Origin of the sequence: Streptococcus sp. OH4692_COT-348 (genome assembly GCF_003859975.1) — a bacterium.
GTDB lineage: Bacteria > Bacillota > Bacilli > Lactobacillales > Streptococcaceae > Streptococcus.
Window position 1 is genome coordinate 59653 of the sequence record NZ_RQZB01000009.1, and the last position, 17059, is coordinate 76711.

Annotated in this window: 17 protein-coding genes, 1 pseudogene, 1 CRISPR repeat array and 1 other annotated feature (1 of these 20 cut by a window edge); of the genes and pseudogenes, 6 read left to right on the top strand and 12 right to left on the bottom strand. The window is 35.0% G+C overall.

The features are described 5' to 3' along the window. Window positions 1–27, bottom strand: a sequence feature (ribosomal protein L21 leader region); it reaches 153 nt to the left of the window's first position. A 58-nt stretch (window positions 28–85) separates the two neighbouring features. Next, complete coding sequence (locus EII37_RS06455) at window positions 86–790, bottom strand: YoaK family protein (protein WP_124787996.1); 705 nt, start codon at window positions 788–790, stop codon at window positions 86–88. 141 nt (window positions 791–931) lie between these two features. On the opposite strand from EII37_RS06455, the gene EII37_RS06460 reads away from it, so the two are divergent. Further along, window positions 932–1915: a Gfo/Idh/MocA family protein gene (locus tag EII37_RS06460; protein WP_124787997.1), complete on the top strand. Its 984-nt coding sequence runs from the start codon at window positions 932–934 to the stop codon at window positions 1913–1915. Continuing rightward, window positions 1905–2987 (top strand): DEAD/DEAH box helicase, encoded by a 1083-nt coding sequence (locus EII37_RS06465; RefSeq protein WP_124787998.1) that lies wholly within the window; start codon window positions 1905–1907, stop codon window positions 2985–2987. Before EII37_RS06460 ends, EII37_RS06465 begins: the two co-directional genes overlap by 11 nt. A gap of 24 nt (window positions 2988–3011) precedes the next feature. Here EII37_RS06465 and EII37_RS06470 read toward each other — a convergent pair whose 3' ends face one another. Then, window positions 3012–3389 (bottom strand): DUF1934 domain-containing protein, encoded by a 378-nt coding sequence (locus EII37_RS06470; protein WP_124787999.1) that lies wholly within the window; start codon window positions 3387–3389, stop codon window positions 3012–3014. Window positions 3390–3460: 71 nt separating this feature from the next. On the opposite strand from EII37_RS06470, the gene EII37_RS06475 reads away from it, so the two are divergent. After that, entirely contained in the window at window positions 3461–4765 is a 1305-nt protein-coding gene (locus EII37_RS06475; RefSeq protein ID WP_124788000.1) for an HD domain-containing protein, read from the top strand. A gap of 12 nt (window positions 4766–4777) precedes the next feature. Then, entirely contained in the window at window positions 4778–5584 is an 807-nt protein-coding gene (yidA, locus tag EII37_RS06480; RefSeq protein WP_124788001.1) for a sugar-phosphatase, read from the top strand. A gap of 71 nt (window positions 5585–5655) precedes the next feature. Then, window positions 5656–7555: a CRISPR direct-repeat array (repeat unit 36 nt; unit sequence GTTGTACAGTTACTTAAATCTTGAGAGTACAAAAAC). 70 nt (window positions 7556–7625) lie between these two features. Here yidA and csn2-St read toward each other — a convergent pair. From csn2-St to cas9, 4 genes are all read right to left on the bottom strand, one after another. Then, window positions 7626–8669, bottom strand: a complete 1044-nt coding sequence (csn2-St, locus tag EII37_RS06485; protein ID WP_124788002.1) for a CRISPR-associated protein Csn2-St — start codon at window positions 8667–8669, stop codon at window positions 7626–7628. Further along, window positions 8666–8989: a CRISPR-associated endonuclease Cas2 gene (gene cas2, locus EII37_RS06490; protein WP_001268300.1), complete on the bottom strand. Its 324-nt coding sequence runs from the start codon at window positions 8987–8989 to the stop codon at window positions 8666–8668. The genes csn2-St and cas2 overlap by 4 nt, the downstream gene beginning before the upstream one ends. A gap of 4 nt (window positions 8990–8993) precedes the next feature. After that, window positions 8994–9902, bottom strand: coding sequence for a type II CRISPR-associated endonuclease Cas1 (cas1, locus tag EII37_RS06495; protein ID WP_124788003.1), 909 nt, complete (start codon window positions 9900–9902; stop codon window positions 8994–8996). 178 nt (window positions 9903–10080) lie between these two features. Continuing rightward, window positions 10081–13446: a type II CRISPR RNA-guided endonuclease Cas9 gene (cas9, locus tag EII37_RS06500; protein ID WP_124788004.1), complete on the bottom strand. Its 3366-nt coding sequence runs from the start codon at window positions 13444–13446 to the stop codon at window positions 10081–10083. Between the two features lie 679 nt (window positions 13447–14125). Here cas9 and EII37_RS11500 point away from each other — a divergent pair. After that, a pseudogene (locus tag EII37_RS11500) lies at window positions 14126–14215 on the top strand (transcriptional regulator); the annotation flags it as partial. Between the two features lie 2 nt (window positions 14216–14217). Further along, window positions 14218–14700, top strand: a complete 483-nt coding sequence (locus tag EII37_RS06510) for an ImmA/IrrE family metallo-endopeptidase (protein WP_124788005.1) — start codon at window positions 14218–14220, stop codon at window positions 14698–14700. A 50-nt stretch (window positions 14701–14750) separates the two neighbouring features. Here EII37_RS06510 and EII37_RS06515 read toward each other — a convergent pair whose 3' ends face one another. The 6 genes from EII37_RS06515 to EII37_RS06540 all read right to left on the bottom strand — a co-directional run bounded on the left by EII37_RS06515 (window position 14751) and on the right by EII37_RS06540 (window position 16664). After that, complete coding sequence (locus EII37_RS06515) at window positions 14751–15035, bottom strand: hypothetical protein (protein WP_124788006.1); 285 nt, start codon at window positions 15033–15035, stop codon at window positions 14751–14753. A 39-nt stretch (window positions 15036–15074) separates the two neighbouring features. Continuing rightward, window positions 15075–15449: a DUF86 domain-containing protein gene (locus EII37_RS06520; protein ID WP_124788007.1), complete on the bottom strand. Its 375-nt coding sequence runs from the start codon at window positions 15447–15449 to the stop codon at window positions 15075–15077. Then, window positions 15430–15744: a nucleotidyltransferase family protein gene (locus tag EII37_RS06525; protein ID WP_124788008.1), complete on the bottom strand. Its 315-nt coding sequence runs from the start codon at window positions 15742–15744 to the stop codon at window positions 15430–15432. Before EII37_RS06525 ends, EII37_RS06520 begins: the two co-directional genes overlap by 20 nt. Before the next feature lie 45 nt (window positions 15745–15789). Further along, window positions 15790–15951, bottom strand: a complete 162-nt coding sequence (locus tag EII37_RS06530) for a type II toxin-antitoxin system RelB/DinJ family antitoxin (protein ID WP_000077978.1) — start codon at window positions 15949–15951, stop codon at window positions 15790–15792. Window positions 15952–16040: 89 nt separating this feature from the next. Further along, window positions 16041–16418, bottom strand: a complete 378-nt coding sequence (locus tag EII37_RS06535; protein ID WP_000921491.1) for a type II toxin-antitoxin system HicB family antitoxin — start codon at window positions 16416–16418, stop codon at window positions 16041–16043. Window positions 16419–16475: 57 nt separating this feature from the next. Next, on the bottom strand, window positions 16476–16664 hold the full coding sequence (locus EII37_RS06540; protein ID WP_001131503.1) for a type II toxin-antitoxin system HicA family toxin: 189 nt from the start codon (window positions 16662–16664) through the stop codon (window positions 16476–16478). Window positions 16665–17059: the final 395 nt, after the last annotated feature.

Consider the following 17059-nt stretch of genomic DNA (forward strand, 5'->3'; position numbering starts at 1 on the left):
ACGATGTTCGTGCGGTTGCACAGGAACGTGCATAGTCAACTCTTCAAGTATAGCATATCTCCTATTTTCTTACAAGTAATAACACCTAAAATGAAGCTTTTTCTTTTACTTTTTTCCGCCACTTGGCAAAAAGCATACTGAGGTAAAAAATACTCATCATAATAGGAACACCAAGAATGGTCTTTTCATGATAGAAAATCGTCAAATAGGCTGAAAAGACAACGCCAAGGACAAAACTACTAAGCAGGCTAACAAAGATGAATCCTTCTCGCAAAAAAGGTGTGTGCTTGGTTCGGAAATAATCTCCAAAAGCCAGCATGGTCCGTTTGATATTCCCTGTCATAAAAGCGTTATTATAGGCAATACCCGACACTTCTCCAAAAGCAGTTGTCACCAATCCCATACAGAAGGCCAAGGGCGGTACTAGATAGATATTATCTACAGTCTGCGGCACAAAACCAATAATGATTGATAAGATTGCCAAAGGAATCAGTGACAGAATCGGTTTTTTCACAATTCTCAATTTTTCCTTATAAACAGTTAATAAAAAGACCCCCATCATAAAAGCTAGCAAGGTGAGAACCTTGTCCCTAACATCTGAAACATTATTTTGAATTAATTCTACTGAAAGAAAGACGACATTCCCAGTTTGTCCAGCTACAAGAGTATTCCCTCGCACAATAAAAGTATAGGCGTCTACATATCCTGCACAAAAAGTCAAAAAAAGCGCTAGCCTCTTAGACTGACGTGATATTTTTCTTATGGGTAATAACCTCATTTTCCCTCCCATTTCATTTACTCATCTCATTATTGTACCACTTTCTTTGGAAAAGACCTAGTAGCTTATTTGAAATTTTTTCCCCTCTGTTGGATAGTCCTGTCTATCTATGTTATAATGAAAGAAGGATTTGAAATCGGAAAAGGAGTAACTATGCTTAAATTAGGTGTCATCGGAACAGGAGCTATCAGCCACCACTTCATAGAAGCAGCCCATACCAGTGGAGAATACAAGCTGGTCGCAGTCTATTCTAGAAAACTAGAAACTGCAGCAACCTTTGCTTCTCGCTATCAGGATATCCAACTCTTTGATCAAGTAGCAGACTTCTTCAAGAGCTCCTTTGATGTGGTCTATATTGCTAGCCCAAACTCCTTGCATTTTGCTCAGGCAAAAGCTGCATTGTCTGCAGGGAAACATGTCATTCTTGAAAAGCCAGCTGTCACTCAGCCACAAGAATGGCTAGATTTGAGACATACAGCTGAGAAAAATCACTGTTTTATCTTTGAAGCAGCTCGTAATTATCACGAGAAAGCTTTCACTACTATCAAAAACTTTTTAGCAGACAAGCATGTGTTGGGAGCAGATCTCAACTATGCCAAGTATTCTTCCAAGATGCCGGACTTGTTGGCTGGACAAACACCAAATGTCTTTTCAGACCGTTTTGCTGGTGGAGCTCTTATGGATTTGGGGATTTATCCTCTCTACATTGCCGTTCGTCTCTTTGGAAAATCTAATGACGCGACTTACCATGATCAACAGCTTGACAATAGCATTGACCTAAATGGAGATGGAATCCTCTTCTACCCTGACTTTCAAGTTCATATCAAGGCTGGGAAAAACATCACTTCCAATCTTCCTTGCGAGATTTATACGACAGATGGAACCCTGACGCTCAACACCATCGAACATGTCAGCTCGGCTATTTTTACCGACCACCAAGGAAATCAAGTCCAGCTCCCTATCCAACAGGCTCCTCATACGATGACTGAGGAAGTCTCTGCATTTGCACACATGATCCAGCAACCAGATCTGAATCTCTACCAAACTTGGCTGGAAGATGCAAGTTCAGTTCATGAGCTACTATATACCATGCGCCAGACTGCTGGCATTAGATTTGAGGCAGAAAATGAAAACTAAACTACCGACTGAATGGCAAGAACTGAGTGACCAACTCGGTTTCCAAGAATTCACCCCCATTCAAACTCAACTATTTGAGCCCCTTCTTTCTGGAGAAAACCTCCTAGGAGTGAGCCCAACAGGAACTGGTAAGACCCTAGCTTATCTCCTACCAAGTCTTCTCAGACTACAAAAGAAAATGGCCCAACAACTCTTGATTCTAGCACCAAATACAGAGCTTGCTGGACAGATTTTTGATGTATGTAAAACGTGGGCTGAAGCTATCGGCTTAACTGCCCAACTCTTCTTATCAGGTTCGAGTCAGAAACGCCAGATTGAACGCCTAAAAAAAGGACCAGAAATTCTGATTGGAACTCCTGGCCGTATCTTTGAACTAATTAAATTGAAAAAAATCAAGATGATGAATGTGGAAACCATCATCCTAGATGAATTTGACCAATTGCTAGATGATTCTCAGATTCACTTTGTCGAGAAAATCACTCACTACGCACCGCGTGACCACCAACTCGTATACATGAGTGCGACGACCAAGTTTGACCAAGAAAAGATTGCACCTAACATGCACACCATCGACCTCTCTGACCAAAAGTTGGACAATATCCAGCATTTCTACATGCAAGTGGAACAACGTAACCGTGTTGAGTTGCTCCGTAAATTATCTTATGTTGAAGATTTCCGTGGTTTAGTTTTCTTTAACAGCTTGTCCGACCTTGGTAGCGCAGAGGAAAAACTACAGTATCGGGATATCTTGGCTGTTTCTCTAGCTAGTGATGTCAATGTCAAATTTAGAAAAGTCATCTTAGAAAAGTTTAAAGACAAGCAACTAACTCTGCTTCTTGCAACTGACCTTCTGGCTCGTGGGATTGATATCGATAACCTAGAATGTGTCGTAAACTTTGATGTCCCAAGAGATATCGAAACCTACACTCACCGTGCTGGACGTACTGGCCGTATGGGCAAAGACGGCTATGTTATCACTCTCGTCACTCATCCAGAAGAAATCAAAAAACTTAAAAAGTTTGCAAGTGTCCGTGAAATTGTCCTAAAAAATCAAGAACTCTATATCAAATAAGGTTGGCTCTCGCCAACCTTTTTCTTATCCCCAGCTAATTTCTAAATTATAGCTGGCAAAGGGATGTCCCTCTTGATTTTGTAGTTGATAATCTAGTTCAATCTTTTGCCCATCAACTTGATAATGGCTCGTTTGGATGATAAACTCCTGCATGCCCATAGGTGTAGGAATATAGGCTAAACTATCACTATCCTTTAAAAAGCGCATAATGGTCTTGGGATTGGAAAATCGGCTCATCACCAACTCTTGACCATGAAATTTAATCACTACTTTTTCCTTTTCCTCATTATAGAAAAGCAGGTAGCTATAATCTCCCTTTTCATGCACTTCCACATCATAAAGCTGATCAATCACTTCCAACTGCTCATCAAACTGAATCGTATTTCGCATCCGAATCTTCACATCAAGTCCTCTTTCTTCTCTCTTGTCCTACTATTTTACCAAAAACTCTAGCTTTTTGCTATAATGGTCATATGAACGAAAAAGTATTCCGTGACCCAGTTCACAACTACATCCATGTCAATAATCAAATCATCTATGACTTGATTAATACAAAAGAATTTCAGCGTTTGCGTCGTATCAAACAACTGGGAACTTCCAGTTATACCTTCCACGGTGGAGAACATAGTCGCTTCTCTCACTGTCTAGGAGTCTATGAAATTGCACGACGCATCACAGAGATTTTTGAAGAAAAATATCCTGAGGAATGGAATCCTTCCGAGTCTCTCTTGACCATGACCGCTGCTCTCCTACATGACCTTGGACATGGTGCCTACTCCCATACTTTTGAACATCTCTTTGATACAGACCACGAAGCCATTACTCAGGAGATTATCCAAAGTCCTGAGACGGAGATTCACCAAGTCCTGCTACAAGTGGCACCAGATTTTCCAGAAAAGGTAGCCAGCGTCATCGACCATACCTATCCTAACAAGCAGGTCGTGCAACTCATTTCTAGTCAGATTGATGCAGACCGCATGGACTATCTCTTGCGCGACTCCTATTTTACAGGAGCATCCTATGGGGAATTTGACCTGACTCGGATCCTCCGAGTCATTCGTCCTGTCGCAAACGGTATTGCCTTTCAGCACAATGGCATGCATGCCATCGAAGACTACGTCCTCAGTCGTTACCAGATGTACATGCAGGTTTATTTCCACCCAGCAACACGCGCTATGGAAGTTCTCCTACAGAATCTTCTCAAACGTGCTAAGGAACTCTATCCTGAGGACAAGGACTTTTTTGCACGAACTTCTCCACATCTCCTGCCTTTCTTTGAAAAAAATGTGACCTTGACTAACTATCTGGCTCTGGATGATGGTGTGATGAACACCTACTTCCAGCTTTGGATGACCAGTCCTGACAAGATTCTCGCAGATTTGTCGCAACGCTTTGTCAACCGTAAGGTCTTTAAATCCATTACCTTTTCACAAGAGGACCAAGAGCAACTAGCTAGCATGAGAAAATTGGTTGAGGACATCGGCTTTGATCCCGACTACTACACTGCTATTCATAAGAACTTTGACCTCCCTTATGACATCTATCGTCCCGAATCTGAAAACCCACGGACACAGATTGAGATTTTACAAAAAAATGGAGAACTGGCCGAACTCTCTAGCTTGTCTCCTATCGTCCAATCCCTTGCTGGCAGTCGCCATGGAGATAATCGTTTCTATTTTCCAAAAGAAATGTTAGACCAAAACAGCATCTTTGCAAGTATTACCCAGCAATTTTTACACTTGATTGAGAACGATCATTTTACCCAAAATAAAAACTAGAAGAGGAATTTTATGAGTATTAAACTAATTGCCGTCGATATCGACGGAACCCTAGTCAACAGCCAAAAGGAAATCACTCCTGAAGTCTTTTCTGCCATCCAAGATGCCAAAAAAGCTGGTGTCAAAGTCGTCATTGCAACTGGCCGTCCTATCGCAGGTGTTGCCAAACTTCTGGACGACCTGCAGTTGAGAGATGAAGGTGACTATGTTGTGACCTTCAACGGTGCCCTTATCCAAGAAACTGCTACAGGGCATGAGATTATCAGCGAATCCTTGACTTATGAGGATTATCTCGATATGGAATTTCTCAGTCGCAAGCTCGGTGTCCACATGCACGCTATTACAAAGGACGGTATCTATACTGCCAATCGCAATATCGGAAAATATACAGTGCACGAATCAACCCTCGTCAGCATGCCCATCTTCTACCGCACCCCTGAAGAAATGGCTGACAAGGAAATTGTCAAATGTATGTTCATCGATGAACCAGAAATCCTCGATGCTGCTATCGAAAAGATACCAGCGGAATTTTACGAACGCTACTCCATCAACAAATCTGCTCCTTTCTACCTCGAACTCCTTAAAAAGAATGTGGACAAAGGTTCAGCCATCACTCACCTAGCTGAAAAACTCGGATTGACCAAAGATGAAACCATGGCGATCGGTGACGAAGAAAATGACCGCGCTATGCTAGAAGTCGTTGGAAACCCCGTTGTTATGGAAAATGGAAATCCAGAACTTAAAAAAATCGCCAAATACATCACCAAAACAAATGACGAATCTGGCGTTGCCCATGCCATCCGTACATGGGTGCTGTAAAAGAGAAATAGATAAAAACCGCTCGGCTGAGCGGTTTTTTATATAAGTTAGACAATTGCTAATATTATCTAAATATACAGTTACTTAAATCTTGAGAGTACAAAAACGAAGGATGAGTACACGGAGTACATGCATGAGTTGTACAGTTACTTAAATCTTGAGAGTACAAAAACTCTTCTGAATCAACTAAAGTAAAAGTAGAAGGTTGTACAGTTACTTAAATCTTGAGAGTACAAAAACTCTCCAAAATAGCACCTTTCAAGCCTTTGCGTTGTACAGTTACTTAAATCTTGAGAGTACAAAAACCCACCCTTGTAGTAGACTCGCTTAGTTCCAGTTGTACAGTTACTTAAATCTTGAGCTTAAATCTTGAGAGTACAAAAACTCTTGGATTTTGACACGGTTGTAGCTTTCTGTTGTACAGTTACTTAAATCTTGAGAGTACAAAAACTTAGTCATATAACCGTAGTCGGTGTTAGCGGTTGTACAGTTACTTAAATCTTGAGAGTACAAAAACGCACTTTTACAACAGGGAAATTGGTTTGGAGTTGTACAGTTACTTAAATCTTGAGAGTACAAAAACTAGGGGAGCTTGAAGATATTACCGAGGCTAGGTTGTACAGTTACTTAAATCTTGAGAGTACAAAAACTCATGAAATACCAACCTTTTCCAGATTTAGGTTGTACAGTTACTTAAATCTTGAGAGTACAAAAACTCTTGCGGTGTGGTGTTTGCAATCTGCAAGGTTGTACAGTTACTTAAATCTTGAGAGTACAAAAACATTTCCTACGCTTGTCCCAACTCGTGACTTGTTGTACAGTTACTTAAATCTTGAGAGTACAAAAACCTACATAGCTACGAGAAATCAGTTCTAATAGTTGTACAGTTACTTAAATCTTGAGAGTACAAAAACGTCCTTTTTGTTAAACTTTAAGTGTTCAAGGTTGTACAGTTACTTAAATCTTGAGAGTACAAAAACATTGTTCAGTCCTCCTTTATGGACGTGGCCGTTGTACAGTTACTTAAATCTTGAGAGTACAAAAACGGTAATACTGTATAATATAGTTGTAAGTAAGTTGTACAGTTACTTAAATCTTGAGAGTACAAAAACCGCGCAACATTTGAAGAGTATGTAAAGGAGGTTGTACAGTTACTTAAATCTTGAGAGTACAAAAACATATAAGTTTGAAATTGAATTTGCTCAGAGTTGTACAGTTACTTAAATCTTGAGAGTACAAAAACTCATGAAATACCAACCTTTACCGCTCTTGAGTTGTACAGTTACTTAAATCTTGAGAGTACAAAAACACAACATACACAACCAAAAGCAACCGTACGGTTGTACAGTTACTTAAATCTTGAGAGTACAAAAACTGTTAGTCTTGTTCTCTTTCCAGTCGTACTGTTGTACAGTTACTTAAATCTTGAGAGTACAAAAACGTACTGTATATAGGTTGTGTTGCCGTTGGTGTTGTACAGTTACTTAAATCTTGAGAGTACAAAAACTGTTGGAAGATACCACTTGCACGGTTCAAGGGTTGTACAGTTACTTAAATCTTGAGAGTACAAAAACACTTGTCGCAGGATAAGAACGGAGACACAAGTTGTACAGTTACTTAAATCTTGAGAGTACAAAAACCTGGATCTTTCTCTGTGTCGGGTGTGTAAAGGTTGTACAGTTACTTAAATCTTGAGAGTACAAAAACCAGAACTTTGCGTGACCTAAAATGTGGTCGGTTGTACAGTTACTTAAATCTTGAGAGTACAAAAACATGATTCCAGCAATACCTTCCGCCGTAGCAGTTGTACAGTTACTTAAATCTTGAGAGTACAAAAACTTCTGAAATTCTACGATGATAACGGCAAGGTTGTACAGTTACTTAAATCTTGAGAGTACAAAAACTTGTATCTCTTAGGTATACCGATAGGCAAAGGTTGTACAGTTACTTAAATCTTGAGAGTACAAAAACCTCAAATTCGTCAATTTTGATTTTTGTTCCCTCAAAAATATTATAAATCCTTAAATCTCACTCGTCAATACTATTCTTCCAAATATTTCAATAACATTGGATTGATTGATTCAATACAGAATTTTGTTTTCATTTTGTACTGATACAAATTATTCAAAATTTTTAATGCTACTTGATCTTCTACAGATAAACTCATGTGGAGAATGTCCGAGCTAAATAAATAGGATCCAATTTTTCTTAAAGAAGTTAAAAATTCTTGTTCATCAGGTATTTGATTTATTGGATACTGATTGGTAAAGCGATCATACATAAATTCTAGAGAATAAAAATGATCAACATAATCGGAAACAATATTGATTTCCTCTAAAACTTCTTTCGTGACATGAAGATAACCTTCATTTGAAGGAAACAACACAATATATAATGAGTTACTATGATTAGTAAGAAACTCCATTTTCTCGCAACATTCAACAAAATCATTATAGGATAAAAAATCATCCAAATTTCGTAATACAAGTAAAAACTTTTCAGAACTGTTCGTCGCCATGACTTCTAACATGGAAAGAAATAATAAAAACTTTGTCTTATTGTCTACAAATTCAAAGGATATATTTTTATCATTTGTTCCAAAGTATGGTAAAAAATTTTTTTGAATTAATTGATTCGTATTAAAATATTTTGCTTCAGTATGATAGATAATATCATCTATTTGAAGATTCAACTTCTGATTCAATAAAAGTGAAATCCTATCTAGATTGTCATTGATCTTTTCAATTTGCTCCATTATCTCTATAGAATTAATCTTTTTCTTTATATAATCATAGGCTACTGTTCCTTTTTTATATTCCATTTGTTCAATTAAATCATTGATATTGGACACTTGAATTACACTAAATTCTGACCGGGAAACCATTGTATCGTCTATTAGTATTTTAGGCTCATTTTGTTCAAATAGAACTAAATCTTCCTCACTATATTTTTTTCCTCCAAAATACCACAATAGTATCTGCCAAATATAGTATTTTAATTGCTGATCTTGACCTACAATTTGAGTAAATTGATCAAAACTTAATGAAATATTATCCTTATACGGATGACTAATGTTCATTTTCATATAACTACCAACTTATTATCGCTGACTACTTCTTCTTGCTTTGTTTTTCCACCAATGATTAAAACCATTTCAGAAAATTGTTTTTCAGTCACAGCTAGCAAACGGACATTCCCGCTTGGTAAATTACTCTGACTTAATTTTTTATAGAATTTACTAGCAAAACTTCGATTAGGACAGGTTCTATAATAAACAGAAAACTGTAACATTTCAAAACCATTGGCAATTAAATCTTTCCGAAAATTACGATAGACTCTTTTTTCTTGATTTGTTTCCATCGGTAGATCAAAAAAACACAATAATCTCAATGCCTCATACCTCATTTCCTTAACTCCATTCTACACTCGAAACCACCGGACAGTAAAATTTGCTAGTGTCCTTATCAGAGATACATTTTAGAAAACCTTTGACATACTTATCCATTGCTACTGTTACAGAACACGTTTCTTTACCGTAACGAATCTTCGCATTTAGTGTATCCGTCAACGCAAGACGAAATTCATATTTTAAATACTCTTTATCTAGTAAATTTTGATAGACCCAAACATCGATAATCTGCCGAAAAGGTTCCATTAGATCATCAACCAAGTTAAATTGATTATATTCATTCTTATGAAAAATTCCTATTAAGGGATTTAACCCATACCCAGAAATAATACGTGCCATCTGCGCTCTCATGATTGCATAACCATAATTTAGTCCAGCATTGATAACATCCGTTTCCTGTTGTGTAAGACGTACGAATTTCTTTCCAAATAATTCATTGAAATAAACTTTTGCAGCATGGCCTTCACGATTGGTTTTATCTCCAAACTCAATATGATCTTTATAATCTGCTAATAATTGGATACAATCAATATTTTTCTCAAACATTGCAAGAACATCTTGCTGATTGTTTATTTTAAAATAGGTTACTATTTGCCATAATTTATCTTTTTGCTCCTGCGTCCACAATAATTGCTCCTGTAATTTTTTATAGGCTCTAAAATGGCCATTTTGAGAATGGTAAATTCCTGTAGGCAAATGCTCATTATCACAGACAATCAAGGCAATATTATACTTACTTAAAGCACTTAATAATCTTAAAGTTACAACAGTCTCCCCTCCTTCTGCTACAATTATCGAAATATCACTCAGTGGGATAACATAGTCTTGACCCATTTTCTTTATTAAAAGGTTATCCAACTTCAATTGCATTTTTTCACTCTGACAGACATGCACAATTCTCCAAGTCATCGTATTTTCCTCCTTCACGAAACGAAAACACCCAGCCATAAATGACAGGGTGTTGAATTCGGCATGAAGCCTTATCTTTGTAGCTTCTGCAAGATTTAAGTAACTGTGCAAGGCGTCCCTTACAATCACTATTATAATACATTGTAAAAGCCTTTGCAACTCTTTTTTAAAATATTTTTTAAAATTTGAGTTTTGGTTCGTCACCCTCTTTTTTGATAAAATGTTTATTACCTAAAATATCAGTTTTAACTTTGTAGATAGAGAGATATTTCTTTCCTAATCCTTTTATACAACGACCATTAGAGGTCATTTTAAACACTTTGATTTTTTCTTTACCTTCAAAATTACCTTTATCGTAAGGCTTTAATTCGACATAGTGATTTTGATTAGGCATTGTTCTAGATAAAAACCTAAAAATCTGTTCTTCATTATTTTTGGTGTCCTTAATCAAAAGTAAGTCATTTTTATATAAGGTAAATTTGAATTCTGACTCCTTGCCCACTCCTTCTTTTTCTTTAATCTCATTATATTTATTAATAGTTATAGAATAAGTCCCGGTCTTCTTTTCAAATTGTAAATCTGCATATTTTAATCCAAGCAACTCATACTTCTCCGTCTGATGATTAAAATAGACATCTGTTCTCCAAGGATTTAATTGACGTAGGATTACTTTATTTTTACTATTAGAAGGAGTTATGTTAATAAATGATTCTGGAATATTTTTATCATAGTATTTAAGACTTTTAATTTCTGGACCATTACCTTTTCTGCTATATTTCCGGATTCGTCCATTTTCTTGTCTATATTTCTCAAATGGATTACAAGGAACTTCTTTATTCTTCTCGTTAAATTCTTTTGAAGGATAAGTTCTTAGAATCTCTTCAATTACCTTTTCAAACGTCTGAGGATCTTTGTGATACATTAAGAACTTACTCTTATCTTTATTGTAAATTTTAATAAAAGTATCATACCCCGCTTGGCTATAAATATCTTTAATCTTACCTAACACATATGTTTCTTCAGATTTATCTTTATCCAATTTTGCTTTTCTTGTTTCGTAAATAGTAGCGTCTGAAATTTTTCGATTGAATTTTGAATCTACTTGATAAGAAAATAGTATACTATCCTCAAACTTCTTGCTACGCAATATATCAACAAAATAATCATAAGGAGCTTTAAACACTAACTCTTTGTATTCATCATCACTTAATGAAATAATTTCTCCAGTCTCTGAATCAACAAACTGTCCTTCTTTATAAGAAATCAGAGGATTATTCTGTTTTTTCCATAATCTTAATTGACTCGAAGCAGCAATAATTAAGGCATCCACAGCATGATGATGATATGTTTCACGAGATTTTTCAAGTCCCCACTTTCTTCTTAGCTGAGAAGTAAATTGCCCACGTACTACCGAAATAGTTGTATCGAATTTATGTGCTTTATAAAAATCTTGTAGAGCGTTTAGAACAACTCGAGAAGAATATCGAGTATCAACTAAATTCCGTTCAATAAACTTCTGCTTCACTTCAATTTTACTAATGTCTTCTTCCGTTAAAAGGTAATCTTTCTTTTTATTACCTAATAATTTAGAATCTTTTACATATGATTTAAACTCACGATATGACCAAGCATCAGCCATACTGTCTAATGCCTGAAACGGTGTTCGCTGCCCCTTCTCCTGGTTTGCTGTAGCTAGAACCAATACTTTATTAGATAGACTATCATCAAACGATAAAGATAGAGGTAAAATATGATCAATTTCGTACTTGTACTGATTATGAATTAAATCTGAAATTGGAATATTCTTCCCAGTATAGAGACACTTCTCTCCCTGCTGGTGCCATAAACGAATCTTAGTAGCCAATTCCTTATGCCCATGAAAAATACTATCTGGTAACTCTTTTTTTCCATTGTATTGGAATGCAGCCTTTTCCATAGCAGCATTTTTCTCATCATGGTTTGCCTTTTGACGTTTTATATAATCTTTCTTAGCATCTTCTTCGTTATTTTCTCGCGCCATTTCGATAACAACATCATCAAAGATACCATATTTTTTAGTTGCTTCGTTGATTATCTTTATGCCCTGTCTGACAGATTTTGCTACCACAGGATTATAGATTTCTTCTGTTACTTCTTGTTCATCAATATACTTAGTTCTTTTTGATGTTTCTTTAAATTTTTGTTTACCCAATCGTGTTAAAATTGCCATCTGCTCTTCTGAAGTTTCATAGAGTTCTGGTATCAATTCCATCATGAGTTTAAGAGAAAAATTATGCCATCCCTTACTAAATAGACTACTATTATTTTTTCTAAATTGAACCAATTCAAGTATTTGGTCTTGATTAAATACATCCATTAACTTTGTATTAATCGCTTCTTCTATACCTTCTCGTTCAGTATTTAGAGTTAAAATATGAGCAAGCTCATCTAGAACTTCTCTAGAAAATTCTCCAACTGGAATTGTTTCTAGCGACTGCATTTTTCGATAGACTTCAAAAGTGTGCATTTCAGGTTTATTGTTTACATCAACTCGATAACCACGTATCTGATCTACTGAAGCATCAATCATTTTAGCAATGTATTTCAATAAGGTTGAAGCCCCCAATGTTTTCGCCGACTTCGCATATTCAACGATTGTTTTCTTTTGTTCCTCACTCAGTTTCTTGGTCTCTGTAGAAACTGTTAAATTATTTAAATCATTTAGCAAATTAAACTCTTGAGCAGTATAGGAAGCTTTTGAAGCCCTGTATTCATTCGGATAAAATGTACATTTACCAATTAAAATACCAAAAATATTATCTAAGGTAGTACCGTCTGTTCTGAAACGTCCATAATCCGTCCGAGATTTTTCATTACCTGGCCCATGATAGTATTTTCTTTTATCTGTAAGGATTTTTAAATAATCTTCTATAAACTTATCCGTGATCTGATTATTAAATTCTTGCTGTTTTCTAAGAATTCGTTCAGCTTCTTTTCTATAAGCAGATGTTGAAAAAACGTTAATTAATCGGTGCTTATCGCCTTTTTCTTCAACAGTAAAATCTCCCCTTACTTGACCATATTTTTCAAAACGCTCTAATTGGATTTGACCAGGTGTTTGTTCAGCAAGTAATTTTCTATTTTCCTCAACTGCCTTACCGTAATCAGACGATACTGCACCACCATCCTCAGAAGCATCATCTAAATAGCTAATCCCACGTCTCTTAACAATGTTCTTTAAAGCTATGAACAGCTCCTCATTCGTTAGTTGCTGATTCAATCCATGTACTCGAAGCCGATATGGATTAAGATTAATGGGTACCTTAGGAAAATCAGTTAACAAACCATAGTCATCAAATAGATCCTGAAAGCGAACAACACGGTGTTTTTTCCTACGATTTAATCGTCTACCTTGTCTACTGTTTCTTCTTTCAACATTATTATCAGCAGTTGCAGCTGGGAAAATACGAGAACTCGTATGGATAATCTCACCAGTATCTTTGTTTAGAATACCTACACCTACTGAAGCGATACCAATATCCAATCCTAAAACCAAACCATTCATAGTCAAACTCCTAACTAATTATCATATTAATTAAATTTTACCCTTTACTTCCTAAAAAATCAAATCATTATCTACAATTAAACGGAACATTTTTCTCTATCGTTGTGATAAATAAATCTCTTAACATAAATCATTCCGTACAAAAAATAAATATATAAAAATATTTTTGAAGATACATTTAGTCCAAAAATATTTCAAAAACCTTCATCAAAACTTTTGACTTCCTTTGTAGGCCATGATACGATATAATCAAGATAAGAAACTTAAACAAAAGACTGTATTCCCTAGCTTGGAAAGGTAATAGATAATATTCCTGAAGCAGTAACTGCTGTTGTAAGTCTAGTGACCGTCATACGGTAGCAAGGCAAAACAAAAAGCGTAAACCCGAGTCCCGCAAAAGAAAAGGTAAACGCTAAGAGGTAGGGGTGAAAAGCCACTCATACCTCTATTTTATCAAATGAAAAGAGGAAAAACAATGGTTAGTGCAATAGCTATTTTTATAATTGCAATCAATGTATATATTTATCTAAAAAATAAAAAGGACAAATAGGATGAGAAAAGATATTCAAGATTTATTAAAAATTCGAGAGCTACATCTACTATTTAGATAGAGGCTGTAGTTTCCTCGGCTACTGTTTCTAATCTCAAAAAAAGAAAAACTAGTAAGGAAACTAGTATATCAGTCGCTTATGATGGTACACCAATCACAGATAACGATAGAGAAATCATCAAAGACTTCCTAAAAGACTATTTTGCAAACAAAAAATAAGTATGAACCTAAATAAAGTTATAAAAGAGATAGAACAATTAAATTGTAAAGTGATCACTCTTAAAAACTTAAACTCTAAAGGAAAATATATTCTTGTAAATAACCAACACTTTATTTTTCTTCGTTCCGACACAAGCGATATTGAAAAAATAAATGTACTTCTTCATGAAAAACACCATTTAATCAATGATGATTGCAACAATTCACTTTCTCAAATTGATACTTTTAAAAGTCACATTGAAAACAACAGTGAAAAAGGACGAATCCTTGATTTTATGAGTTTAGTGAATAGTGAATATCCAATAGATGAACACTTCAACTATCAAGACTACCTTAAAAATGCTGAAATTCCAGCCAGTTATGAAAACTACGTTAAAGAAATAGCTACAAATTTTTATAATGAAAACAAAAAAATAACATTATCTAATGATAGTGTTATTTTTCTATTTCCGAACAAATTTCAAATACCTAATTGCCCATTTTAACCTAAAAAACGAATTAAATAACCAGGAATATGTGATTTTCCTTCGTTTTTTTACTCTAAAATAACATCTCCCCAAAATTCACCATTACAAGTTATCGCCAATTCATTATCTAAATAACCTGTAAAGAATCCCCCACCTTTTCTAAAAAATCTAAATTTTACAAAATAGACTTCTAAATCTCCTTCATATTCTTTCTTAACCGTAATACTTGTACCAACTTCCATTTCATCTAACTGATCCGAATACTCCTTCAGAAAATCTCTCACAAAATAATTAAATTTTGAAATCATGTTTTTGGGAACTCTATTCTGATAACTTATTTCTTTAATTTCCATATCCTATCTCCTTAACTAGCCAGCAATAATTTCAAAATCTTATAATTCTTTTTCCAATTCTCGTATAATCGAATATAAAGATTCTTTAGTTTTGGGAACAGATTCCTTCAATATCCCCTCTACAATTTTAAAATTCAAATTTGAATAGTTATGATAAATAAAATTTCTAAAACCTTTTATCTGAATCCAATTTATCCTATCAGAATACTTCTGTTTTACTTCCTCTGATAATTTTCCTAAGGATAACTGTTCTCCTACTTGTCCTAAATTCATAGCGATAGAATCAACTACCATATCATCATCTAAAGGTAAATTATATCTTCTTGCTTTATCCAAAACAGCAACAGCCTTATCAAGATATAAAACCATATCCTTCAAATAGGCTATAGCAGTTTCAAGAGATTGACTTCTCATAAATAACCTCTCTATCATTCAAAAAATTTTTCTTAACTAACTTCCCAATATTCGTTTTAGGAGAAAGTAAATCACTAACCAATAGAATATCTATATTACCATCAAAAATAGTTAAAAGCCTACCATATACATCAAAATATATCGAATCATCCTCTAACTCCAAAGCAATATCAATATCACTTTTTCCATCAGCTTCACCCCTAGCATAAGAGCCAAATAGATAAATTTTAGATAAATCATATTGTTTAGCAACAGGAACAATTTTTTCCTTTATCTGATCTATTGTATAAACCATAACTAAACCCCTTTATATCATATACAGCCATACTCTTATTTCATCTTACTCAGAATCAAGTTTAACATCAAAAGGAATACTTCTTGTCAACACACTTTGCTTCAAAAATAACTTCACAGCAGTTGACATATCCAACCCCAACTCATTAAAAATTGCAGTCGCTTCTTTTTTCAATTCATCATCTACTCTTACAGCAATTTGTGACATAGCATTTCTCCTTTTCTTCTTGTATATCTATTGTATCACTTTTACCAATACATATCAAACTTATTCCCTAATAAATACAGTCTTTAAATTTAAACTTGCAACTTCTGCTCTAATGCTTGTGCCAAAACTTCTGAATAGTTAATCTTTTCTCGATCAGCAAGACGAACTAGCCATTCAGGAACGGTCACGTTCTTTCTAATCGCCTTGTTACTTCTCACAAAAGGCGCAGGATCAACTTGAATCATTGATACAAAACCATCTGAAACTTCAATCTTTAAAATATCACTTGGAGTAGGCAACGCCATCCCTTCATCGATATAAGAAGCTAAAACATTTTCAAGCATTTCTCGAGCATTTTTCATCGCTTCTTCGATATTTTTTCCTTCTGTACCACCACCAAATTCTGGAAATTCTACCCAATATCCTGTTCCTTCTTTATGAAAAATAGCTGGATACGTTTTTAACATTCTACTACCTCCAACATTCTACTACCTCTGATGTAAAAAGACTTAGGAAAGTAAAAATTACAATCCTAAATCTTTGAGAATCTTTCTCTCCAATCCCTTTCCCAAATCTTCATTTCCATGAACTGGAATCGTGACAAGATAAGAAAAACCCTCTTTCTTAAAATGATGATGACTTCCTCTTTGACGAACTTCAACCCATCCATTCTCAAGAGCTAGTTTCACCATTTCTTTACCTGTAAGTGGCATATATTATTGTTACCTCCTTACACTTACTATTATACGCATTATGTGTATAATTGTCAAATTAAAACAAACCACTTTTTTTCTCAATAACTACAAAATAAAATAGACCAGCTTCCTGATCTACTTTATTCTATATTCATTGACTTTTGGTCAAATTTTGGTCACACTTTGGTCAAAGATTCCAAAAATACTAACCTATTTTAAAAAGCTAACTTGTGATGATTGCCCATAAACAAACACTTTGAATATTCTTTACGCTTCTTTACGCTTCCCAAAATGCCCCCTGCCGGAATATAAAATATGCTTAAGAATCCTATTCTAATAACATTTTGAATAGGATTGGTCAATTTTTGGTCAAAAGTTTTGTTTAATTTTTTAGTGAATATTCCATTCATATC